The following is a 22504-nucleotide window of genomic DNA, read 5'->3' on the forward strand; positions in this document are numbered from 1 at the left end:
AAAAACGGACATCAGCGAGGTGGGGCACGTCGGCACCTTTACGCCAATTCGAGAACTTGCTTAATTGCCTAGAAGTGGACTGCGATACGAGACCGCGTACCTGACAAATGAGGGGTATCCTTCAGTCAGAGCCGGTACCATTCGGAATCAGGACGAGTTGCTCCTCGCTGCACGACCGTGCTGCATGACCTCCGCGTCTTCGAGGGCTCAGGTCGTCCATACCCTCACCGTTCCGGCGCAGGCACCAAGCTTCGCGTAGCATCATCCGCGGTATCGATGCACGCCAGCGCCGTCCTCGGCAAGAAGAGCGGGCATGGTGCCATCGGATTGGCCAGCACCATTCCGTCGACATGGAACACCGTCCGGATGGTCTCGGCGGTGATGACATCGACGGGGCACCCCAAGCCAGCGATGGAGCCCTCGCTCAGCAGAGCCAGCTTGTCGGCGAATTGCCCGGCCTGGTTGATGTCGTGCAGGACGGCGAGAATCGTCTTGCCCCGCTCGTCGACCAGCCGGCGCAACAGCGCGAGCAGCTCGAGCTGATGGGCCATGTCGAGATAAGTGGTGGGCTCATCGAGCAGCAGGATGTCGGCAGATTGCGCCAGCGTCATCGCCAGCCAGGCACGCTGGCGCTGTCCGCCCGAAAGAGTGGCGAGCGGCTGCTCTGCCCGCGCCACCATGTGCGTTAGTTCCAGCGCCTCGATGCAGGCGGCCCGGTCGGCTGCCGACCACGGGGCGAGCGGCCGGCGATGCGGGTAGCGGCCCTGTTCCACCAGATCGCGTACCGTGATGTCATCCGGCGCACGCGGTATCTGAGGCAGAAAGCTCAGTCGTATTGCCAGCTGCTTGCGCGAGAGTTGCGCGATCGGCTGCCCCTCCAGGCTGATCGTTCCGGATTTGGGGGCAAGCAGTCCTGCAAGGGCGCGCAGCAAGGTGGATTTGCCGCAGCCATTCGGGCCGAGCAGAGCCGTGAACCGGCCGCGCTCGATGCCGATCGACAGCCGGTTCACAATGTCCCGGCCGTGATAGCCGATGGTGACCTCGTGAGCCTGCAGCGGCATCGGAGATGTCGGTTCAGTCATTCCTTCGCCTCCACAGCAGGAGCCCGATGAACGGTGCGCCGATCAACGGCGTCAGAAGCCCTGCGGGCAATTGCACAAGCCGCCCGATCATATCGGCACCGGCCAGCAGGAGTGCTCCGCAGAGCGCAGCGGCCGGCAGCCGGATCGCGTGGCGGGTGGACAGGCCGCGCACCAGCTGGGGTGCAAGCAGGCCGATAAAGCTGATCGGCCCTGCCGCCGCCACCGACGCCCCGGCGAGCACGGTGCACAAGGCGATCAGCATTGCGCGCATCGCTTGCAGCGGCAGGCCGAGCGCGCCGCTCACATCGTCGTCGAAGGCGGACAGATCAAGATCGCGGGCAAGCCACCACGTTGTGGCAAGAGCCGGAAGCGACCACACGGCCAGCCATCGGAGATTCGTCCAGTCGGCGTTGTAGATGCTGCCCGCCATCCAGGCGAGCGCCCGCTGCACATCGCGGATGTCGCCAAAGACGGTGAGGAGCGAGGTCAACGCGCCTGTCGCCGCTCCGATGCCGATGCCGACCAATATCAGTCGGATCGAGGACGTGCCGCCTCGCCAGGCCAACACATAGATTGCGGCGGCAGCGAGTGCGCCCCCGGCAAAGCCGGCGAGCGGCATGAGGTGGCCGATCGCTCCCTCCGTTCCGACCACCAGCAGCGCGACGGCGAGGCTCGCACCGCTGTTGATGCCGAGGAGGCCGGGCTCGGCGAGCGGATTGCGCATCACCGCCTGGGTGATGGCGCCGGCCACGCCGAGGCAGGCGCCCACCAACAGCGCGGTCGCGACGCGCGGCGCACGTACTGTGCCGAGGATGGTGGCGGCGATCGGATCTCCCTGAAGCGCCGCGAGAATGTCTTGCGGCGCAAGCCCGCGATCGCCCCAGCTCAGCGACAGCGCCGCGACGATCGCCACCAGAAGAACGAGGAGTGCCAGCCCGCGGTTCATCGCATCATCCCGCTGCGTCGGCGCGCGAGTGCGATGAAGACCGGGGCGCCGAGCAGCGCCATGGCGATGCCGACCGGCAAGTCGATGCCGACGAGCCAGCGGATGCCGGTATCGGCGACAAGCACCAGCAGCGCGCCGAGTGGGGCGCTGTAGGCCATGATCCATCGGTAGTCAGCGCCAACCAGGAGCCGCGCGGCGTGGGGAACCACGAGGCCGACGAAGCCGACCGGTCCGGCGAGGGCCACGGCGGAACCCGCCAGCGCCACCACCAGCAATCCCGCAATCAACCGCCACCGCACCACGTTCTGGCCGACCGTGCTGGCAAGGTCGCCGCCGAGGCTGAGCGTCATGATCGGGCGCGCGACGGCAAGAGCGGATGCCAGCCCCGCAAGCCCATAGGGCGCAAGCTCCATCACGGTCGACAGTGATCGCCCCGTGAGGCTGCCAGCCGCCCAAAATCTCAGATTGTCCAGCGTGCCGTGGTTCAGCAGCAGCAGGCTGGTGGTCGCCGAGGTCAGGAAAGCGGTCAGCACCGCGCCGGCAAGAGCAAGCTTCAGTGGCGTCGCACCGCCGCGGCCGATCGAACCCAGCGCATAGACGCAGAGCCCTGCGACACTCGCTCCGCCGAATGCGAACCAGACTAGACTGCCGCTGGCGTCGATGCTGGTGAAGGCGAGAGCCAGCACGACAGCGAATGCGGCGCCGGCATTGATGCCAAGCAGGCCCGGGGACGCCAGCGGATTTGCGGTTACCGCCTGCATGATGGCGCCGGCAACCGCGAGCTGTGCGCCAACCAGAAGTCCGGCCAGCATCCGGGGCAGGCGTACGTCCAGCAGCACGATATGCTCGCGCGAGCCGTCCGGCCGCATCAGGGCCTCAAACCACACGCCGGGGGCGATCTGAGAACTGCCTACCGACAGCGCCCACAATGCCGTCGGCGGCACCAAGGCGATGAGCAACACAAGGCCGAGCACGCGCCGGTCGCTGCGGCGCGGCGGGATGGCGTCAAGGTTTGGCAATGATCAGGCGCTCGATGTCATCCAGCACGCGATGCGCGGAGGTAACTCCGCTGAACTCCATCCAGGTGCCGGCATCGACCCGGTGCACACGTCCGGACTTTACCGCCGGAAGCATGCGCCAGAGCGGATTATCAGTCACTTCCTCGTGCCGACCGTTGGTATCAGAGTTGTTTGCGCCGCCAACGATGTAGAGCAGCACGTCCCCCTGGAGGTTGACCAGTTCCTCCCAGTCGGGTCGCTTCAGCGTCGCGTTGCCCTGCGCTTTCTCATAGTCGGTCCGCCGCACGCCGACATCCCGGAGCACTAAGAACGGGCCATAGGTGTTCGGTCCGTCGAGATTTACCTGAAAATCCCAGGAAGTAATCCGCACCACCGAGACGCGCTGGTCGGGAATGCGGGGCTTCAGCGCCGCCACGCGGGCGTCATAGGCCGCGAGCAACTCTGCGGCCTTCTGTTCGCGGCCGGTGGCTTGCGCCAGCCGCGACAGAAAGGTCTTCCAGTCCCCCGCCGAGATCAGCAGCGTCGGTGCCAGTTGCGAGAGCAGTGGATAGGCGCTGTCCGCCATGGAGACGCCGATGATGAGATCCGGCTTGAGCGCGACCAGCCGCTCGATGCTCGGCTCGAAATAGCTGCCGAGATCGGCGACGCCACGGCGCTCGGCTTCATCGCGAAGAATCCGGTCGCTCATCAGCCTGAGCGGCGCCCCGACGATCGGCAGGCCAAGCTCCAGCCCCATACCGAGGCTGAAGGTGGGGTCCATCGCGACGATGCGGGCAGGATCCTTGGGTACGCAGATCGGCGCATGCAGCACGCCGGAGCCGTCGATCAGCCGGCCGTCGCAGCCGCCGTGCGCATGGGAGGGAGTGCCCGAGAGGACGAGCATGGTCAAGCAGGCGAAAAAAATGGCCTTTAGTGTCATCAGGAGAGGTCTTTCGGGTGTGCGGCACCGGTGGGGGCCGTGTCCACGAGGGGGGGCAGGCCGAGTCGGTACCGCATCTGCGCCTCAATGCGTCGACGGCGCTCGTGCGGAGACACCAGCACGCAGGTCGAGCAGTAAGATCCGCCCGGCGCCGTGTAGAATCGGCAGCAGCCGCCGCGCGCGCGGAAGCTGCGACGGGCGATGATGCGGCGCGGGCTCGCCTCGTCCCGTACGACGATCTCGAAGAAGTGCAGTTGCCGGTTGGCGAGCGGCGAGCCGGGACCCTTCAATATGGCGAGCGCTTCGGCCTGCGCGGACTCCTCGCATCCGAACTGTCGCCCGGCTTCGAGGAAACGTGCGGCGACGGAATCCGACACCAGGCGCCACATCGCCTGCCACGGCAATCCGGTGCGCCCGTGCAGACGGTGGATCAGAGGCTCCATATGGGCTTCCAGCCCTTCGCGCAGCTCGCTCCGCAATCCTTCCCGATCGACAGGACGGCAGCTTGAGCTGCGGCGGGAATTGCCTCCCCTGTCGGTAACACAGCGCGGGTCGAGCAACCGGAGCCGGACCTTCGGTCTGCCCTCGGCAGGCAGTTCGAAGGCTAGGGCGCAGTTCTCCGGCACGAATGCCGGAACCAGACAGTGCGACAGATATGGCGAGGCGGCGGCAATGCCGAGCACGCCAGCATATTCGGAGATGAAGTACGCCGCCGCGCCCTTGGCGTCGAGGCCGGGCGTTCCTGCCTGCTGGCGCGCCAGCATGGCGGCAAGGAACCGGTCGTCGGCAAGCAGCGACGGGACGGGCATGAAGCCGGGCGCCATTGGCCCGATCTCCACCTCCGGCAATGGCCAATGCTGCGCCATCACGCCGAAGGCGACGCGGAGCTTTCGCGCCGCCGCGTTTGTATTCTCGCGGTCGTCTGTCCGTCCGTTCATGGCCATAGCTTTGTCGCCGGAGAGGTTCAGAACGTGGCCCGGGCCCGCACCCCGATCACGCGTCCGTCGCCGACGGTTGCTGAGGATGAGTCGCCGTTCACGGAGATCCCGGTCAGATACTCCTCATCGAATATGTTCTTCGCGAACAGCGTCATCGACCAGTTGCTAGCCTCATAGCCGATCGCGGCATTGACGATGGTGAAGGCCGAGACCTGTTCGTCCGCCGTATTGGCGACGTCGGCGGTGGAATAGTAGCTATCGGTATAGGCAAGATCAGCCGATACGAAGACGCCCGAGGCATGGCGGTAGATGCCGCCGATATTGAAGGTCACCGCCGGCGCTTCGGGGAATTCACCTCCAACCTCGATGCCCACCGCCGGCACGGCGCTGTCGAATTCGGTCTTGAGCAGACCCACCGAAGCGAAGGCGGTGAATTCCTGTGTCACCAGCGCGCGAAGCTCGACTTCGCCGCCATAGGCGTGGGCCTTGCCCACATTGGCAGTGATGGTCTGCGGATAGCCGAGAACGGGGTCGTCGACGTCGGTCTGCAGATCGCTGTACTTGTAGTAGAAGCCGTTGGCGTTGATCTCCAGCCGGTCGTCCAGCCACTTGGAGCGATAGGCGACCTCATAGGCCCACAGCGTCTCGGGATCGACATCGTAGACGTTGCCGCTGCCGTCGACGGCCGAGAAGCCGGCGCGGAAGCCCTCGCTCACCGTGAAGGCGATGGACTGCTTCGCGTCAATCTCATAGGCGACACCGATCTTGGGCAGCGCCACGAGATAGCTGACATCGCCGTCATAGCTGGTGGATTCATAGGCCGGGATGCCTGTCATGATCGTCTCGAACAGGTTGAGCGTCATGCCTTCGGCGTCATTCTCCACCTTCTCGTAGCCAAGGCGGCCGCCGAACAGCAGCGACCAGCGCTCGGTCAGCGCGTAACGCAGGTCCGCATAGCCGGCATAGGAGGTGATCAAATTGTCGCCTTCGAGCTGCTGATAGAGGATCGGATCGACGATGCCGTAGCTGGGTTCGGCGATGGAAATCTCCGAGTCCGGCTTGTTGCTGAATCGGCCATAATTGAACCCGATGACGCCGCTCAGCGGGCGCGCACCCTCTTCAAGTTCGAGGCGAAGATCCTCGGTGAAATCCTGTCCGGCGCGCAGCTCGTCGCGTAGATAGAATGCCGAGCCCGGTAGGCTGGAGATGTCGGCATCGGTCTCGGTATAGGCCGTGACCGAGCGCAGCTTGATGCCGTCCGCGAGCCGCTGCGACACGTCGGCGATTATGGTAGTGACGTCGGTGTACCGCAATTCCGCAGCGGAGACGCCGCCATTGTAGTTGCGATCGAAGAAGTTCGGACCTGACGCCACCGGGAAGCCCGGCTTGTCGGAATTGTAGCTGACGGTGATCAGCGCCTCGAAGCCATCGAGCTGCTCCGGCGTGAACAGCACCTTGGCACGCAGGCTGGAGAACTCGTCATCGTCCAGGGGGTCGTTCAGGGGATCGGCGAAGGCGATCCCGCGATCGCCTTCCAGATACTGGCCGGCGACGCGGAAGGCGAGCTGGTTCTCCACCAGCGGGCCGGACAGCATGAACGCGCCGCTGCCCTGATAGCCGGAATTGGACGAGTCCATATAGTCGAACTCGGCCGCACCCTCCCAGTACCAGGTCGGGTCGTTGGTGTTGACGATCACCGCGCCGCCCATGGCGTTGCGGCCCTGCAAGGTTGATTGCGGTCCGCGGAACACCTCGACATTGGCAATGTCCCATGTGCCGCGATTGCCTCGCTGAATACCTTCGGCATTCTGCGAGGCGCCGTCGACGATCAGCGCGATGGTAGGTGACGAATTGGTCGGCGAGGTGAGGCCTTGGGACGACAGGCCACGGATGACGATGCCGCTGCTGCCGCGATTGGAGCCGGAAACACGGGTATTGGCGAGTTTGTTCAGCGCACCGCGCAGATCCTCGATGGCGTAATCGAAGAACTGCTGTCCAGTGACGACGCCCACGCTCGAATACACGTTCGAGAGGTCGCGGGTCAGCTTTTCGCCGGACACGCTGATGGTGTCGAGCTCCACCATGTCCTGCGCGGTCACGGGCGCTGGCGCAACAATGCGCGCCGGCGCGTCGATCGTTACCGAGCGCGGCGAGGTAAAGCGCCAGTTCAACCCGGTGCCGGCGAGTAGGTCTTTCAGTGCTTGCTCGGTCGTACGGGAGCCCGTCACGCCCGGCGATCGCAAGCCGCGGGCTGTGGCGGAATCGTACACGATCTGCACGCCGCTAGTTGCACCGAAGGAGGCAAGCGCCGTGGAAACGGGACCGGCGGGAATGGCGTAGATCGTGGCCTGGGTCGCTGCGGTTGCGCTTTGGGCACTAGCTGGATGGAGCGCCGCCCCGCCAACTAACGCTATGGCGGCACAGCCCGCCAGCAACATGACCCGCTTCGCTTTTGATCGCGTTCCATTGGCAAAACCCAATTCGCCATGGCTGATAGTCCTCATCGAATAATCCCCGTCCCGCCGAGTCCCATTGGTGCGTTGAGAGCACCTCCCTCAGGACAAGACGATGCAGGGCGAGAAACCCGAATCCCTCGACGCAAATATAATCAGGCGAGCAAGGATAAGCCCCCTGGCAGCTCGATAAGACGAAGCTTCAGTGAGTTGGCTAGATTGGTGACAATTTCGTCCGGCCGCGCAAGATGGAATACGCCATCGACGCGTCGCTGCCCGAGGGTCGAGGATGTCAGGACGATGCGCCCATGTCGGTGGCGGTTGATGTCTGCCACGACTTCGGCGAGTGGGCGGTTCTCAAAGATCAGCAGCCCTTGACGCCACGGGGCAGCTGTTGCGATATCCGCGGCTTCCGGAGCGGATAGGCCCGCTGCATCGAAACTCGTGCGCTGGCCGGCCGTCAGCCGTACGCTGCCGTTGCAGGTCACGTCGACCGTGCCACGCATGCATTCCACCAGCGTCGACCCTGCGCTCATGGTCACGACAAATGCCGCGTTACGCGCCGTAATCTCACCCGACCCAATGACAGCTTGGAAGGAACGGGCATCCGGCGCGAGTTCGAAGGCCGCAGCACCGGTTATCAGCCTTACGCCACGGCTGGCGTTGGTAAACTTTGCGTCCAGCGCACTCGCGCCGTCGAGATCCACCGTCGAGCCGTCGGGCAGTTCGATGCGAGCCTGCTCGCCGGTACCTGTCGAATAGTCGGCCATGATCTGGCCGAACCCAGGCAACAGTCCGAGCGACACGCCTGCCCAACCCGCTGCAAGAGCCCCGCCAGCACCAGCACCGGCGAGAAACAGACGTCGTGACATGCGCGGAGCGTGTGGGGCCGTGGTCGCAGCGCCGCCGGTTTTCCGCCATGCCGTGCTGGCGCGCCGAAACGCCCGTTCATGATCCATGCTACGGGCACGCCAGACCTTGAGCCGCTCGGCATCCTCCACGGTCGACTCGCCGGATGTCAGCCGGACTATCCAGTCGATCGCCTCGCGATGCAGCGTATCGAGCTCATCGGGATGAGCTTTGCGTCGATCGGTATTTGCAGTGAAATCCATATCGCCCAATAGCCCGTGCCCGGAGCGGGTCTTGCGGCCGTGTATATGCGCCATTGACGATGCTTGAGACAACATGGCACGCAGAATCAATCGATGATCGCGCGTACGCAGTGATCGAGTGCCTTCTGAATCTCGACCTCGATTGTGCGTGTGCTGACGCCGTAGCGCGCGGCGAGCGTTCGATGTGCTTCACCATCCAAGCGCGCGGCCAGCAATATTTGCCGCCGCCGTTCAGGCAGTTCGGCGAGCGCAGCAAAGACCCGATCCATCGTGTCCTTGGCGATGAGCCTTGCTTCCGGGTCCGCTGCGTTGTCGGGAACCTCAAGGAGATCGTCAACCTCGGCACGCGTGAGCCGCCGGCGGCGGCTGGAGCGGCCCTCATCAATGGCAAGATTGGCCGAAACGCGCCGAAGATAGGCACCCGGATTGGCGAGCGTACCGATATCGGCTGCCGCCAGCCGTAGAAATGCTTCCTGGGCGAGATCCTCGGCAAGCGCATGCGAACCTGTCGTCCGGCCGAAGAAGCGAAGGACAGAGGCGCGCTCAGCGATAAATAACGTTCGAAATCTGTTTTCTCTAGGCATTAGATCAAGAAATCCGGGTCAAATTCGCGCCGCACTGCTAGACCAAGTTATTTAAATGACGAATGCCCTCTACGGCAATACACGCTCGGCAGATTGGATTTGTTACATTGATTCGTGTAGAACGATTCTAGTCTAAGGGTCGGGACTCTAACGCCGCCTGGAGCGTGCCCTCGTTTCGGTCGATCCCTGCTCGACGATGCACCTGGCACAGGATGTTGTCGCCACGCTTGTGACGCAGAGCCTCACCGAGAGAGCATTTCGGCAGATGTGTCGTTGCGTGAACGGGCTTAGGGAAAGCGGACCTTGTCAGGGTCCGCTATGGCCAGTTTCGGCTTGGGACATTCATCGGCGATATGTCCGCTTCTCGCTTGAAGTCCCCAATAGCGGACAGTCTGCCACCGGCCCCGAAGCCGTCTGTCAGCAAAGCCGTCTGTTAGCAAAGCGCCGCCATCTCGGCCATTGATTATGTGACGGTCGCGGCCCAAAAGCGGACACGAGCGAGGTGGGGCACGTCGGCACCTTTGGGCGAGAGCTGCTGCCCAAACCGGGTTGCGCGGCTGACGCGACTTGCCGGCATTCGGGCGCAGATCGGCTACAGGCGCCGCCCCGGCCACTCTGGAGGCAAGCCATTCCTGGCGGTCGACAACACGCTCGATCGCCGGTTTGACGCGGAAGCGCCGGACAAGGCCTGGGTGACCGACGTCACCTACATCCGCACCGTTGAGGGCTTCGCCTATCTGGCGGTTGGGATCGACCTCTTCTCCCGCCTCGTCGTCGGCTGGTCCATGCAAGCACGGCAGACGACCAACGTCGTGCTTCAGGCGTTTCTGGCCGCTATCTGGCGACGCCAGCCGAAGGACCGTGTGCTGGTGCATTCCGATCAGGGGAACCAGTTCACCAACATGGAGTGGGCTTCGTCCCTGAACCATGATCTCCAGCCCTTGATGAGCCGTCGCGGCAACTGCCATGACAACGCCGTGGCCGAGAGCTTCTTCAACCTGCTCAAGCGCGAGCGCATCCGCCGAAAGGTCTGCCGCACGCGCGACGAGGCACGCCGGGACGTGTTCGATTACATCGAGATGTTCTACAACTCTACCCGCAAGCACGCACGCAACGGGATGCTGGCGCCCGTTGAGTTCGAACGGCCGCACAAAGCCAAAGCCAAAGACGTCTAGAAAAAATCGGGGCTATTCACATCGCCCAGTGGCCTCAATCCGCTGCTTCGATTTTGATGGTGAGTGGGCCGGGGCGGTCAAATATTGATACGTCGCCCGTGACTTGGCCGAGCATGATGATGCCGGGTTGCGGAACACGCCCAGCACGATAATAGATCACGAAGTCGGCGGAACTCCAAAGCCCGAGCGTTCCCGCGCTGAATTCGACCTGCCGTTGAACCTCGGGCAGTGGCGCGGGTAAATTGCCGGTCTTCTCCTGACTTAGGTGGTCCCTCATACTGACTGTGATCGGCAGCATCTTGGCGAGCCCACGCGTCGCCGCGTTGTCGACCAGCGTTGCGGTCACCTGCCCCCAATTAGATGAAATTTGGATCCGCTCAGCGGCCATAGCGGATCCGATAAATCCGTATGCCAGGCCCACGATCGCTGCCACGCGTGTCATTCGCCACATTTCCATCCTCCGGATTGGTCACAGGACAGGAGGTCTTTGATCCTGGACCTGAACTCTTGCACCGACATCGCCATAGCTACGCCTGACGCTTATTTTATCTACCCAAAAGCCCTGGTCATCATAATGTATCTGCGGTCACCGGTTACTCACCGGGGTGCGCATGGCGTTTTGATTGCCTCTTATCAAACATTGGGCCGATAGCTGGCGTTGCCCCCATCCCTGCAGTTGTACCCTCTGCCGGTCAGTCGCCAGTAGCCGCGTTCACTGCCCGGTAGATCTCCTTCAGCACCACAGCGACGGCTTGACGGGCTTTGTAGGGTACGGAGAAAGGCCCTCGTGGCCGCGGCTCTTGAGCCCTTTCACGACACTCAGCCAGCCCATGAAGGCATCGGAAATATTGCTCCTCACGTTGCGATTATCCGGCAGGAAGAGGCGGATGAGACGAGCGCCTTGAGGCAGGGGATCCCCCCGTCAGGCGGCCAGATTCTGGTTGAAGAAGCTGGTGAGCTTGGCGAAGGGGATCAGGTCGACGCGATCATAAAGATCGACATGGCCGGCACCCGGTACCCAGACCAGCTCCTTGGGCTCGGCCGCCCGCGTGTAGGCGTCCTGGCTGAATTCACGCGAATGCGCCTGATCACCGCTGATGAACAGCATCGGACGCGGCGAGATCGTCTCGATGTCGTTGAACGGGTAGAAGTTCATGAACTTCACATTGCTCGTCACCGTCGGCTTCGTCGTCCTCTGCGGGGACGCGCCGGCCGGTGTGAACTCACCGCGCGGTGTGCGATAGAAGTCGTAGAATTCGCGCTGGATCGGATGAGTATTGGCGCTGAGCACCAGATCGGTGCCACCGGCGACCGCGACTTCGCCTCCGGCAAATTCGACATAACGCTGCTCGGCGGCGGCGGCGATGATCTCTTTGCGCTGTTCCAGGGTGAGCGAATGGTTGAGCGCGTTGCGGTTGGCCGATCCCATGTCGTACATGGAGACCGTCGCCACGGCGCGCAGGCGAGGATCGATCTTGGCGGCGCTGACGGCGAAGCTGCCGCTGCCGCAGATGCCGAGAACGCCGATGCGGTTGCGATCGACGAAGGGCTGGGTGCCGAGATAATCGGCCGCGGCGCTGAAGGCCTCGGCATAGAGGTCCGGCGACACCATGTTGCGCGGCTGCCCGGCGCTCTCACCCCAGAAGGGCAGATCGATGGCCAGCGTCACGAAGCCCTGTTCCGCCAACTTGGTCGCGTAGAGGTTGGAGCTCTGCTCCTTCACCGCGCCCATGGGATGGCCGACGATGATGGCCGGGTTGCGTGCGTCCCGGTTTAGCCCCTTCGGAGCGAACAGGTTCCCGACGACGTCCATCTGGTACTGACTCTTGAAGGTGACCTTCTCAAGCGCGACCTTGTCGCTGGTGTAGAAATTCGCGGCACCGCGCGACATGTCCTGCGCGCTGGCCGATGACGTGTCGAGAAGGGACATCATGCCGACGGTGGCCATGCCTACGCCGGTCATTTTGAGCACGTCGCGGCGGTCGATCTGCCCGCCAGTGGCTTGCGTCGTAGCGGTCTCGTCTTTTGCGTGTCGATCCATAGGGCCTCCTTTGCGAGCCGTGGGCGGCTCTGCATGCCAAACAATGTGGCGCGAGGCAGACGCGGTAAGTAGGCCTATGAATTGGCTAGAAGCTATGAGCGTGTCTCATCAATCGATTGGTCGGCATCAAAGATGGCCTGCTGAACTTCCGCAAGTGTCGGCGTCAGGTCCGATGGCGCAGGGCGTCCAGCAGAGCGACGAAGGCTGGCGAGGACTGACGTCGGCTGGGGTAATAGAGATAGAAGCCGTCCCAATAGGCGCACCAGTCCTCCAGCACGCGGATGAGCTGCCCCGCACGGATATGGTCGCGGGCGATCTCCTCAGGGACAAAGGCAAGGCCCGCGCCGGCAAGCACCGCATCGAGCACATGGAAGATGTTGTTGAAGGCCAACTGGCCGTCGACCCGTATCTTCAGCTCGCGTCCATCTTTCTCGAAATCCCAGGCCCACAGGCCGCCGGAGGTCTGGAAGCGGTAGTTGATGCAGCGGTGCTGGACCAGATCCTGCGGATGGTCCGGCACCGGATGCTCCGCGAAATAGACGGGGGTGCCGACCACGGCGAAACGGAAATCGGGCCCGATGCGGGCCGAGATCATATCCTTGGCAAGCTGCTCGCCCATGCGTACGCCGGCATCGTAACGCTCGGTAACGATGTCGGTGAGGCCATTGTCGAGCATCAGCTCGACTTTGATATCCGGGTATCTGGGCAGGAATTTCTGCAGCTTGGGCCAGAGGATGCTGCTGATGGCATAGTCCGAGGCACTGATGCGGATCGTCCCCGCCGGTGTGTCGCGCAGATCGTTCAGCGCGTCGACCTGGGCCTCGATCTCGTCGAAGTGCGGACCGATGCCTTGCAGCAAGCGCTCGCCGGCCTCGGTCGGCGAGACGGCGCGCGTGGTACGCGTCAGCAGGCGAACGCCGAGTCGAGCTTCGAGCTGGCGGATCGTGTGACTGAGGGCCGACTGCGACACACCCATGCGCGCTGCCGCCCGCGTGAAACTGCGTTCGCGGGCGACAGCGATGAAGGCCAGAAGGTCATTGATGTTCTCTCGCGCCATCCATGATCACCTCTCATAAGAAAGGATCGATTATATCGTAAAAGCGAAGGGCCGATAGATACCGCCCGGCATCGGGCGCCACTCCTCAGATCACGGCTTCATCAACTCTCCCTCAAGGCCGACGATGAGAACCCGATGGTCACGGTGCGTCAGATTGATGAATCGTCTTCATGTCTCCATGCGGAAGCCGGCCGCTAACGGACGCCCGGCAGTCTCGCTACCCTACCGGCTGATGCGGCAGACAAGTGCCGTATCGTGAGCCCTACGCCCGAAAATAGAACTGTGATCATGGTTGTGACGTGCAGGAGGGTGCTCGGAGCCTGTGTAGCCGGTATGTCCGCGCACGCCATTGGCGCATCGGCGCCCGCGTGGGGCCAGGGAGCGAGAAGCCGTTCATCAAAGCCGAATTTGCCTTCAACGGACAGGTGTTCACGGCGACTCTGCTCAACAACCCGACGACGCGCGATTTCGCGTCGATACTCCCGCCCACGCTCAAGATCGACGATCATTCGACCAACGAGAAGATTGCCTATCTACCACGCAAGCTGACGGGCAGCGGGACTTCGGCAATGAGGCGCCGGCGACCTCGCCTATTTCGCGCCCTGGGGGCAATCTCGTCTTTAACTACCACTGTTGGCCCGACCTGATCCGGCTCGGGCGGCTCGACAGCGGGAACACGCCGCTGCTGACAACGCCGGCAATTCCCGTTGACCGTGACGCTTGCCGGGCACCGCGAGCTTCGCATCGGCCACGGCGTCCCGCCACGAGAACACGTTTTGGCGAGTGCTGCGCCGCGCGTTGGATCAATGCGTAAACAGACCGCGCAAAGCCTTGAATATTGGCTGGGGGCAGCTGAGCAACACAAGAGGAACAGCATGTCCTACGACCCCGGCAACTATGTCGTCGACTCCCGGCGCCTCGGCAGCAGCTATCTCCTCGCGGCCGTGGTGCTGGGGGTACTCTTCGCCCAGTGTTTTCCGGAAACGTCCACCGCGGATCATGCCACGCTGAGCGCCGTCGAACCCGCCATCGTCGTGCTGTCGCCGGCCCGCTTCGACCCCAGCGATGACGAGACGGACGTCGCCGACGCGACCTCCAGCCGGACCCCCTCCCACGTCGCTCCTGCCGGTTTCAGTCCCGCCGGTTTCACTGCCGCCCAGTGTGCCGCCTGGCACGAAGGCCGGACGTCAAGCATTCAGGCGCTCTGACGCTGCCATTTATGAGCGCGGCTCATGGGGGCAAGCGGGGTGTGCACCTAATCTGTCGATGCGGTGGCTGATAGAATTAGACCAAATGGAAACGGCGGAATGGCCAACTACGGCGCTGCCTTCCGCTGCGTCGCGACCGCCTGCATGCGCAGCGATTCCGTTTTCGGCGGCCTTTTACAAGGAGAATGACGGTGGACATCACCATTAACGGGCAGCTGCATCAGCTGGATATCGAGCCCGACACCCCGTTGCTCTGGGTGCTGCGCGATGAACTCGGCATGACCGGCACCAAATATGGCTGTGGCGTTGCCCAGTGCGGCGCCTGCACTGTGCTGGTCGACGGTCAGGCTACGCGTTCCTGCGTGACGCCGGTCGAGGCGGTTGCGGGCAGCCAGATCATGACCATCGAGGCGGTGACGCAGGATCCGGTGGGCCAGAAGGTGGTGGAGGCGTGGGTGTCGCAGCAGGTCGCGCAGTGCGGCTACTGCCAGTCCGGCCAGGTGATGGCGGCGACCGCGCTGCTGAAGCAGACCCCGAAGCCGAGCGACGAGGACATCACGGCGGCCATGATCAATCTGTGCCGCTGCGGCACCTATAACGCGATTGCCGCTGCCGTCCGGCAGGCGGCTCAGGCCTGAGGAGCGGCGCGATGAACGAAATGAGCCCCCTCCACAAAGGAACGGCCCGCAAGCCCGACGCCTTGCCCCTCAACCTCTCGCGCCGCAGCTTTCTCGGTGCCTCGCTCGGCGCTCTGGTGCTGGGAGTTGCCCTTGAGGGCGGCGGCCGTGCCCTCGCGCAAGACGCACCACCCGCAATCGTCCCAGGCACAAGGGTCAATGCCTATATCGAAATCAGGCCGGACAGCACTGTGTTGTTCCGAAGCGCCTTCATCGAGGGCGGCCAGGGCATTTTCACCGCCATGGCCCAAATCGTCGGGGAGGAACTCGACGTCGATCCCTCGCAGTTCGTCGTGGAAGGCGCGCCACCCGGCCCAGACTATGGGCTGATTGGCGGCCTTCGGTTCACCGGCGGCAGCATGTCGGTCCGCAAAAGCTACGATGCCATGCGCAAGCTCGGCGCCGCCGCGCGCCAGATGTTGCTTCAGGCTGCCGCCACCCAACTCGGCGTGCCGGTAGGGGAACTTTCGACGCAGCCCGGCCGGGTGATCCACGCCGCATCGAGCCGCTCAATCCCCTATGGCGAACTCGCAACGGCAGCCGCCGCTCTGCCGATGCCGACGGACGTCCCCTTGCGCTCGCGCGAGGACTTTCGTTGGATCGGCAAGCCGGTCGCCCGCATCGACATTCGCGATAAGTCGACCGGCAAGGCGACCTACGCCATCGACCTGAAGGTGGATGGCATGCTCTACGGCGCCGTCCAGCATGGCGTTCGGCTCGGCCTGGAGCCAGGCGCCCTCGCCAATGAGGATCAGGTCAAGGCGATGCCGGGCGTCCACTCCGTGCACCGCCTGCCCGGCGCCGTTGCCGTGCTGGCCAATAGCTGGTGGCGGGCGCGGCGCGCCGTGGAAGCCCTTCAGATCACCTGGACCGAGGGCGCTCCCGACAGCGTGGTCCGGGTCATGCCGGCGGACTACTCCTCGGAGAAGCACCTCGCCGACCTCAAGGCGCGCACCGGCGACGGCCTCGCCTTCGAGACCCATGGCGCGGTCGGTCCGGCGCTGGCGGACGCCGACCGGATCGTCGAGGCAAGCTTCGATGCCCCGCATCTCGCCCATGCCCAGCTGGAGCCGCCCTCGGCGATCGCCCGCTTCAACGCGGACGGCACGCTGGAGATCTGGGCGCCCAACCAGGCACCAGAGATGTTTCAGGCCGATGCGGCCAAGGTGGCCGGCATCGCGCCTGAGAAGGTCATCATCCACTCGCCGATCCTTGGCGGCTTCTTCGGTCGGCACTTCCTTTACCAGACGTCCAATCCCTACCCGCAGGCGATCCTCCTCGCCAAGGCAACAGGCCGGCCGGTGAAGCTGCTGTGGACCCGCGAGGAAGAATTCCTACGCGACGCACTGCGGCCGATGAGCGTCGCCCGCTTCCGTGCCGGTCTCGATGCCAAGGGAATGCCCATCGCTATGAGTGCGGTCGCCGTCTGCGAGGGGGCCGCGAGCCGTTGGTTCGGCCGTACGGACGACAAGGTCGACAGCACGGCCGTCGAAGGTATCGCTGGCAAGGTCTACGCCATTCCCAACCGTCGCGTCGGCCATATCCACGTCGATGATCCGACCATTATCGGCTTCTGGCGGTCGGTTGGTCACTCGATGAACGACTTCTTCTACGAGACGTTCTTTGATGAAATGGCCGATGCTGGCAAGCAGGACCCCTATGAACTTCGCCGACGCCTTTTGGCAGAGAGTCCGCGTCACCTGGCATTGATCGAGGCGGTCGCCGCGCTTTCCGGTGGCTGGAAGCGCGGTCCTTTCACCGCCGAGGACGGCACAAGGCGCGCCCGTGGCGTCGCCATGGCCTCGCCCTTTGGCAGCGAGGTCGCGACCATTGCCGAAGTCTCGCTGAAGCAGGGCGAGGTCGTCGTCCACAATGTGTGGGTGGCGATCGATCCCGGCAGCATCGTGAATCCTGCGATCATCGAAGCGCAGGTGAACTCAGCCGTGGCGCTTGGGCTGTCCTCGGCGCTGCTGGAGGAAGTCGTTTATGAAGAGGGTGCCCCCCGCGCCCGCAACTATGACGGCTACCCGATCTTGCCGCCCGACCGGATGCCCAAGGTGCATGTGCGCATCGTCGAGAGCGGCGCGCCCATGGGCGGCATTGGCGAGCCCGGCCTTCCCGGCGTGCCGCCCGCCGTGGTGAACGCCGCTTCGGTCCTGACCGGCCAGAGAATCCGCAGCCTGCCGCTCTCGCGCAGCAACCTGACGGACATGGCGGGCTAACGACCCCACGTTTCGGTGCCACAGCCCTGCAGCCCGGCACCGGGAGCAGCCGCCACTCACCGCGACGAGGTGGCGGCTGCAGCGTTTTCGAGGCCGGGCTAGGGGCCGCCCACAACCGCTCTGAACCTGACGAAGAAAAACCCGCCGGATCAGCGATCTGGCGGGTTTTTCGTTCGGCTCATGAGCGGGTCAAAAGGCACGCCGTCAGGTCGCAACGAGAGCGGCCCGCTGGGCCGTCTTCACGGCGAGCCAGACGGCGATCACCAGCAGCACGGCGGCGACCCCGAATGTCGCCTGATAGCCGCTGGCATCGAACAGCACGCCGCCGACCGTCGCGCCGAGGGTGATGGCGAGTTGGACCACCGCGACCATCAGCCCGCCGCCGGCTTCCGCGTCGCGCGGCATGGTGCGCGACAGCCAGGTCCACCAGCCGACCGGCGCCGAGGTCGCAAGCAGGCCCCACACGCCCAGCAGGGCGGCGGTCACCAGTAGGGATGCGCCGAAGCCGATCAGCGCCGCCGCGATCACCGCCATGATGGCAGGGATGACGATAAGGGTGCGGTAAAGGTCGCTCTTCACGAAGCGTTCGATCAGCAGGGTGCCGATGAAGCCGGTCACACCGATCAGCAGCAGGATGAGCGACAGCGCGGACAGATCGACCCGCGTCACCGTCTCAAGGAAGGGGCGCAGATAGGTGAACAGCGCGAACTGGCCCATGAAGAACGCACTGACGGCCGCCATGCCCAGGCACACCACCGGCCGGCGAAGCAGGTAGAACACATGAGCGGAGGTGGCGCGCCCCTCGGTCTTCATTGAGGGCAGGCTGATGAGCTGCCAGACGAAGACCACCACGGCGACCGGGACAACGCAGAAAAAGGCGCCGCGCCAGCCAATGATCCCGCCAAGAAAGCTGCCCAGCGGGGCGGCGACCACGGTAGCCAGGGCATTTCCGCCATTGAGAATGGCGAGCGCCCGAGGCACCTGTTGTTCCGGCACCAGCCGCATCGCGGTCGCTGTCGATAGGGACCAGAAGCCGCCGATGACAATGCCGATCAGCGCACGCCCGATCATGAATACGGTGTAGTTCGGCGCCGTGGCCACGATCGCGCCCGAGGCGATCATCAGGCCGGTTAGCGCGAGCAGCAGGATCTTCCGATCGAAACGGCCAGCGACGGCGGTGATGAACAGGCTGGTGAGCACCGCGAACGCGCCGGACACCGAGATGGCCTGGCCGGCCTGTCCTTCGCTGATGTGCAGCTCGTTGGCAATTGGCGTCAGCAGGCTGACCGGCATGAACTCGGATGCGATGAGCGTGAAGACGCAGAGGGAGAGCGCAAAGACGCCGCCCCACGAGGCAGATGCGTCATCGCGTGGGGCGATGGAGGTGCTTTCAACCAGCATGGTGCTTCTAACCAAAAGCCGTCAGTGCAGGGGCCAGACGGCCGCGCCAGCTCTGAAATCGGGAGGGGATATCGGCCGAACGCCGCTCGGCGCCGAGGAAGACTGGGATCGCCCCCGTTCGCTGGCGTCGGCGGAAAGGCCGTGCGAGTGAAAGAATATCCTAAGGGTTGGAAATGCGGCGCACTATGATCGCAGAGGCCATGTCACGATGAAGCTCATTCATGAATGAGACGTCATTGGCCGTTTAATTGGTACTCATTGAAAAATACGATGTTGGAAATCTACAGTTCTGATTGATGAGATTGCCTCATAAGAGCTTGCACGTTGAAGCTCTACTCCTTGTCAGTCCGCCACCATAAGTCATCTGCGACTCGCACCTAGGCCGCGAGCCATGACGCTTATGTCGGCGTTGTACAGGAGAAGCCCATGAAGACCGTTGGCTATGCGGCGCGCTCGGAGACGACTCCGCTCCGTCCCTATGATTTCGAGCGGCGTGAGTTGCTGCCGAACGATGTCGCCATGGAGGTGCTCTATTGCGGCGTCTGCCATTCGGACCTGCATCAGGCGCGCGATGACTGGGGCTGGAGCCACTACCCACTGGTACCCGGCCACGAGATCATCGGCCGCGTGACTGCCGTCGGCAATGAGGTCAAGCATTACGCGGTCGGCGACCATGTGGCGGTCGGCTGTCTGGTGGATTCGTGCCAGAGCTGCGACCAGTGCCGGAAGGGGCTGGAACAGCTCTGCCGCAAGATGCCGGTGCAGACCTATAGCGACACCGAGCGTTTCTCCTGCGACCCGAGCACGCCCACCCAGGGTGGCTATTCCAAGCACCTCGTGGTGCGTGAGGAGTTCGTGCTGCGCGTGCCGGAAGGGCTGGACCTTTCCAAGGCGGCGCCGCTGCTCTGCGCCGGCATCACCACCTATTCGCCATTGCGCACCTGGAATGTCGGACCGGGCAGCCGCGTCGCCGTGGTCGGTCTCGGCGGGCTCGGCCATATGGCGGTGAAGCTCGCCACCGCCATGGGCGCCGATGTCACTGTGCTCAGCCGCACCCGGGACAAGGAAGTCGACGCGCTGGCGCTGGGCGCTGATCGTCTGCTGGTGTCGAGCGACACGGAAGCGATGGCGGAGGCGGCGAGCAGCTTCGACCTGATCATCGACACCGTACCCGTCAAGCACGATCTCAATCCCTATATCCCGCTGCTGGATGTGGACGCGACGCTGGTGATCGTCGGCCAGATCGGCCCACTGACCGAGCCGAGCACCGTACCGCTGCTGCTCGGTCGGCGCCGCATCGCCGGCTCACCCATTGGCGGCATGGCGGAAACGCAGGAAATGCTGAACTTCTGCGCGAAGGTCGGCGTTCTCCCCGATGTCGAGATGATCCGTATCCAGGACATCAACGCGGCGTTCGAGCGGCTGGAAAAGGCCGATGTGCGCTATCGTTTTGTCATCGACATGGCCTCGCTTCCGCTGCCTGACGCGGCCTGAGATAAGTCCACCGAATGTCGGCGCCCAGCCGGCGGTAACTGCGCGTGAGGTGTGCCCATGAAGCCCTATGTCGTCTGCCTGATGGAAACCTCGCTCGACGGGCGCCTGCACCCGAGCCGCTTCACCGCCAGCCCGCAGGGTGGCCGCGCCGATTGGGGCCGGCTCTATGAGCAGGTCCACGGCACGCTGAAGGCCGATGCCTGGCTGGTCGGCCGCGTCACCATGGCCGAGATGGCCAAGGGCGTGCCGCATCCGCCGGCGGCTGTCGGCACGGTCGCGCGCCCGCTCCATGTTGCGACGCGGGCGGCAAGCTACGCCATCGCGCTCGATCCTTCCGGCAAGGTGCACTTCAAGGGGGCCAGCGTCGGCGGCGACCACGCCATCGCCCTGCTTGGCCGGGATGTGCCGGACCGCCACCTCGCCGAGCTTGCGGCCGATGGCGTCTCCTACATCGTCGCCGAAGGGCCCGAGATCGACCTTGCGGCGACGCTGGAGATTCTGTCGCGTGAGTTCGGCATCCGGCGCCTCGCGGTCGAGGGCGGGGCGCGCGCCAATGGCGCCTTCTTCGCCGCCGGCCTCGTCGATGAGTTCAGCGTGCTTATCGCACCCGCGCTCGATGCGCGGCCGGAAAGCGAGGCCATCATCGACGCGGGCCCGGACGGGCTCGCCGGCAAGGTCACCCTGTCGTTCCTCGCCGCCGAGACGCTCGAACACGGTGTAGTCCATCTACGTTACGCGGTGAAGACTGCCTAGAAACCCCGCCGCCGTCCGCCCATGACCCACGCTTGCGACATCGCCATCATCGGGGCGGGAGCGGCGGGCATCGGCGCCGCCCGGCGGCTGGCCGGTCGCGGCTTATCGATCGTCGTGCTGGAAGCACTGCCGCGCCTTGGCGGCCGCGCCTGGACTGCGACGACGCGCGGCCTGTCCCTGGACCTCGGCTGCGGCTGGCTGCATTCGGCCGACCGCAACCCGTGGGCGCGGATCGCCGAGACCGCCGGCTTCCGACTGGATCGCCGGCGCAGTGCCTGGGATCAACAGTTCGGCGATCTCGGGGCTGCCCCGGCGGATTGGGAAGCGGCCGGCGCGGCGTTCGACACCTGGAGCCGAAGCCTCGTCGATGAACCTCCGGCCAGCGACCGGGCAATTGACGCGGTGGAGCGCGGCGAGCGATGGCTCGCCTATCTCCAAGCCTTGAGCGGCTATATCAGCGGCGACGAACTGGAGCGCATATCGACCGCCGATTATGTCGCTTATGACAGCGCCTCGACCTATCTCAACTGGCGTCTGCCGGCTGGGTACGGCACTCTGATCACCTCCCGCTTCCCTGCCGACGTGGCGCTGCATCTTGCGACGCCGGTGCAGCGGCTCGACATCAACGGGCCCGCCGTCGAACTCGTCACCCATCGCGGCACGCTGCGCTGCCGGGCGGCGATCATCACCGTCTCCACGCATGTGCTTGCCGGCGAAGCGATCAGCTGGCCCTCTGCGCTCGCACCCTGGCGCGAGGCAGCGGCACGTCTGCCGCTCGGCTGGAACGAGAAGCTGTTTCTGGAGATCGTCGGAGCTTCACCCTTTGAGGCGGAGACCCATGTGCATGGCGATCTCCATGACCCGGCCTCCGGCACCTATTACATCCGTCCCTTCGACCAGGCTGTCATCGAGTGCTTCCTTGGCGGCGCCGGCGCCCGCCGCGTGCTGACGGAGGGAACAGACGCCGCCTTCGCCCATGCCACCGACCAGCTCGTGGGCCTCTTCGGCGGGGATGTGCGCCGCGCGCTGCGACCGGCTCTCGCCTCTGCCTGGGGCGCGACGCCCGCGATCGGCGGCGGCTATAGCCATGCCTTGCCCGGCCACCGCACCGCACGCGACCAGATCGCCCGCCCTTTCGAGGAGCGGTTGTTTTTCGCCGGCGAGGCCACGCACTCCACGGATTTTTCGACCGCACATGGCGCGCTGCTTAGTGGGATTCGCGCCGCAGACGAGGCGGCAGGAGCCCTCAGTGGTAAGCGGCAATAGATACCGGCCATCGCAAATGCTCCCGAAGCCGGGGCTTTCCATATGGCTTCGCTGCCCCCGTGCAATAACGATAAGTTGATGGCAAGATTGATGAATTTCCCACATAGCGCCATGCGAGAGAGCCTGGCTAATCCCTCCTCATCCCTCTGCGTAAGCT

Annotated in this window: 19 protein-coding genes and 1 pseudogene; 8 read left to right on the forward strand and 12 right to left on the reverse strand. The window is 64.3% G+C overall.

All coding sequences use genetic code 11. From position 1 onward, the window contains the following. Positions 1-224: 224 nt before the first annotated feature. The 8 genes from G3A50_RS14040 to G3A50_RS14075 form a co-directional block, all read right to left on the reverse strand. A complete protein-coding gene (locus G3A50_RS14040; protein WP_246251711.1) occupies positions 225-1061 on the reverse strand; it encodes an ABC transporter ATP-binding protein in 837 nt (278 codons plus the stop codon). A gap of 13 nt (positions 1062-1074) precedes the next feature. Further along, positions 1075-2028: a FecCD family ABC transporter permease gene (locus tag G3A50_RS14045; protein WP_163075849.1), complete on the reverse strand. Its 954-nt coding sequence runs from the start codon at positions 2026-2028 to the stop codon at positions 1075-1077. Then, positions 2025-3047, reverse strand: a complete 1023-nt coding sequence (locus G3A50_RS14050; RefSeq protein ID WP_163075850.1) for a FecCD family ABC transporter permease — start codon at positions 3045-3047, stop codon at positions 2025-2027. The genes G3A50_RS14045 and G3A50_RS14050 overlap by 4 nt, the downstream gene beginning before the upstream one ends. Further along, on the reverse strand, positions 3034-3966 hold the full coding sequence (locus G3A50_RS14055) for an iron-siderophore ABC transporter substrate-binding protein (RefSeq protein ID WP_163075851.1): 933 nt from the start codon (positions 3964-3966) through the stop codon (positions 3034-3036). The genes G3A50_RS14050 and G3A50_RS14055 overlap by 14 nt, the downstream gene beginning before the upstream one ends. Continuing rightward, positions 3966-4904 (reverse strand): (2Fe-2S)-binding protein, encoded by a 939-nt coding sequence (locus G3A50_RS14060; RefSeq protein ID WP_163075852.1) that lies wholly within the window; start codon positions 4902-4904, stop codon positions 3966-3968. The genes G3A50_RS14055 and G3A50_RS14060 overlap by 1 nt, the downstream gene beginning before the upstream one ends. A gap of 26 nt (positions 4905-4930) precedes the next feature. Next, positions 4931-7408: a TonB-dependent receptor gene (locus tag G3A50_RS14065; protein WP_246251713.1), complete on the reverse strand. Its 2478-nt coding sequence runs from the start codon at positions 7406-7408 to the stop codon at positions 4931-4933. Positions 7409-7512: 104 nt separating this feature from the next. Continuing rightward, the gene (locus tag G3A50_RS14070) at positions 7513-8559 is read right to left on the reverse strand and encodes a FecR family protein (RefSeq protein WP_246251715.1); all 1047 of its coding nucleotides are present in this window, start codon (positions 8557-8559) and stop codon (positions 7513-7515) included. Continuing rightward, positions 8556-9053 (reverse strand): RNA polymerase sigma factor, encoded by a 498-nt coding sequence (locus G3A50_RS14075; RefSeq protein ID WP_163075853.1) that lies wholly within the window; start codon positions 9051-9053, stop codon positions 8556-8558. The genes G3A50_RS14070 and G3A50_RS14075 overlap by 4 nt, the downstream gene beginning before the upstream one ends. A 521-nt stretch (positions 9054-9574) precedes the next feature. On the opposite strand from G3A50_RS14075, the pseudogene G3A50_RS14080 reads away from it, so the two are divergent. Then, positions 9575-10228: pseudogene (locus G3A50_RS14080) on the forward strand (IS3 family transposase); the annotation flags it as partial. Positions 10229-10262: 34 nt separating this feature from the next. Here G3A50_RS14080 and G3A50_RS14085 read toward each other — a convergent pair. The 3 genes from G3A50_RS14085 to G3A50_RS14095 form a co-directional block, all read right to left on the reverse strand. Beyond that, the gene (locus tag G3A50_RS14085; RefSeq protein WP_246251717.1) at positions 10263-10670 is read right to left on the reverse strand and encodes a cyclophilin-like fold protein; all 408 of its coding nucleotides are present in this window, start codon (positions 10668-10670) and stop codon (positions 10263-10265) included. 480 nt (positions 10671-11150) lie between these two features. After that, complete coding sequence (locus G3A50_RS14090) at positions 11151-12269, reverse strand: alpha/beta hydrolase (protein ID WP_170308641.1); 1119 nt, start codon at positions 12267-12269, stop codon at positions 11151-11153. Between the two features lie 163 nt (positions 12270-12432). Continuing rightward, the gene (locus tag G3A50_RS14095) at positions 12433-13326 is read right to left on the reverse strand and encodes a LysR family transcriptional regulator (RefSeq protein WP_163075855.1); all 894 of its coding nucleotides are present in this window, start codon (positions 13324-13326) and stop codon (positions 12433-12435) included. 425 nt (positions 13327-13751) lie between these two features. Here G3A50_RS14095 and G3A50_RS22675 point away from each other — a divergent pair, with 425 nt between their 5' ends. The 4 genes from G3A50_RS22675 (at position 13752) to G3A50_RS14115 (ending at position 17433) form a co-directional block, all read left to right on the forward strand. Beyond that, on the forward strand, positions 13752-13973 hold the full coding sequence (locus G3A50_RS22675; protein WP_246252466.1) for a cyclophilin-like fold protein: 222 nt from the start codon (positions 13752-13754) through the stop codon (positions 13971-13973). A 228-nt stretch (positions 13974-14201) separates the two neighbouring features. Then, positions 14202-14534 (forward strand): hypothetical protein, encoded by a 333-nt coding sequence (locus G3A50_RS14105; protein WP_163075856.1) that lies wholly within the window; start codon positions 14202-14204, stop codon positions 14532-14534. Positions 14535-14725: 191 nt separating this feature from the next. Further along, positions 14726-15172 carry a (2Fe-2S)-binding protein gene (locus G3A50_RS14110; RefSeq protein WP_281355813.1) on the forward strand — a complete coding sequence of 149 codons (447 nt, stop codon included), beginning with the start codon at positions 14726-14728 and terminating at the stop codon, positions 15170-15172. An 11-nt stretch (positions 15173-15183) separates the two neighbouring features. Then, positions 15184-17433, forward strand: coding sequence for a xanthine dehydrogenase family protein molybdopterin-binding subunit (locus G3A50_RS14115; protein WP_163075858.1), 2250 nt, complete (start codon positions 15184-15186; stop codon positions 17431-17433). 204 nt (positions 17434-17637) lie between these two features. Here G3A50_RS14115 and G3A50_RS14120 read toward each other — a convergent pair whose 3' ends face one another. Next, positions 17638-18834 carry an MFS transporter gene (locus G3A50_RS14120; protein ID WP_163075859.1) on the reverse strand — a complete coding sequence of 399 codons (1197 nt, stop codon included), beginning with the start codon at positions 18832-18834 and terminating at the stop codon, positions 17638-17640. Positions 18835-19260: 426 nt separating this feature from the next. Between G3A50_RS14120 and G3A50_RS14125 the strand changes: the two genes are divergently transcribed. Genes G3A50_RS14125 through G3A50_RS14135 form a run of 3 tightly spaced genes read left to right on the forward strand, consistent with a single transcriptional unit; the run spans position 19261 to position 22347 of the window. Beyond that, complete coding sequence (locus tag G3A50_RS14125) at positions 19261-20328, forward strand: NAD(P)-dependent alcohol dehydrogenase (RefSeq protein ID WP_163075860.1); 1068 nt, start codon at positions 19261-19263, stop codon at positions 20326-20328. Between the two features lie 57 nt (positions 20329-20385). Continuing rightward, positions 20386-21081 carry a dihydrofolate reductase family protein gene (locus G3A50_RS14130; RefSeq protein ID WP_163075861.1) on the forward strand — a complete coding sequence of 232 codons (696 nt, stop codon included), beginning with the start codon at positions 20386-20388 and terminating at the stop codon, positions 21079-21081. 21 nt (positions 21082-21102) lie between these two features. Continuing rightward, entirely contained in the window at positions 21103-22347 is a 1245-nt protein-coding gene (locus G3A50_RS14135; RefSeq protein WP_163075864.1) for a flavin monoamine oxidase family protein, read from the forward strand. The last annotated feature ends 157 nt before the right edge of the window (positions 22348-22504 follow it).

This window comes from Ancylobacter pratisalsi (assembly GCF_010669125.1).
In the GTDB taxonomy this organism is placed as follows: Bacteria; Pseudomonadota; Alphaproteobacteria; order Rhizobiales; family Xanthobacteraceae; genus Ancylobacter; species Ancylobacter pratisalsi.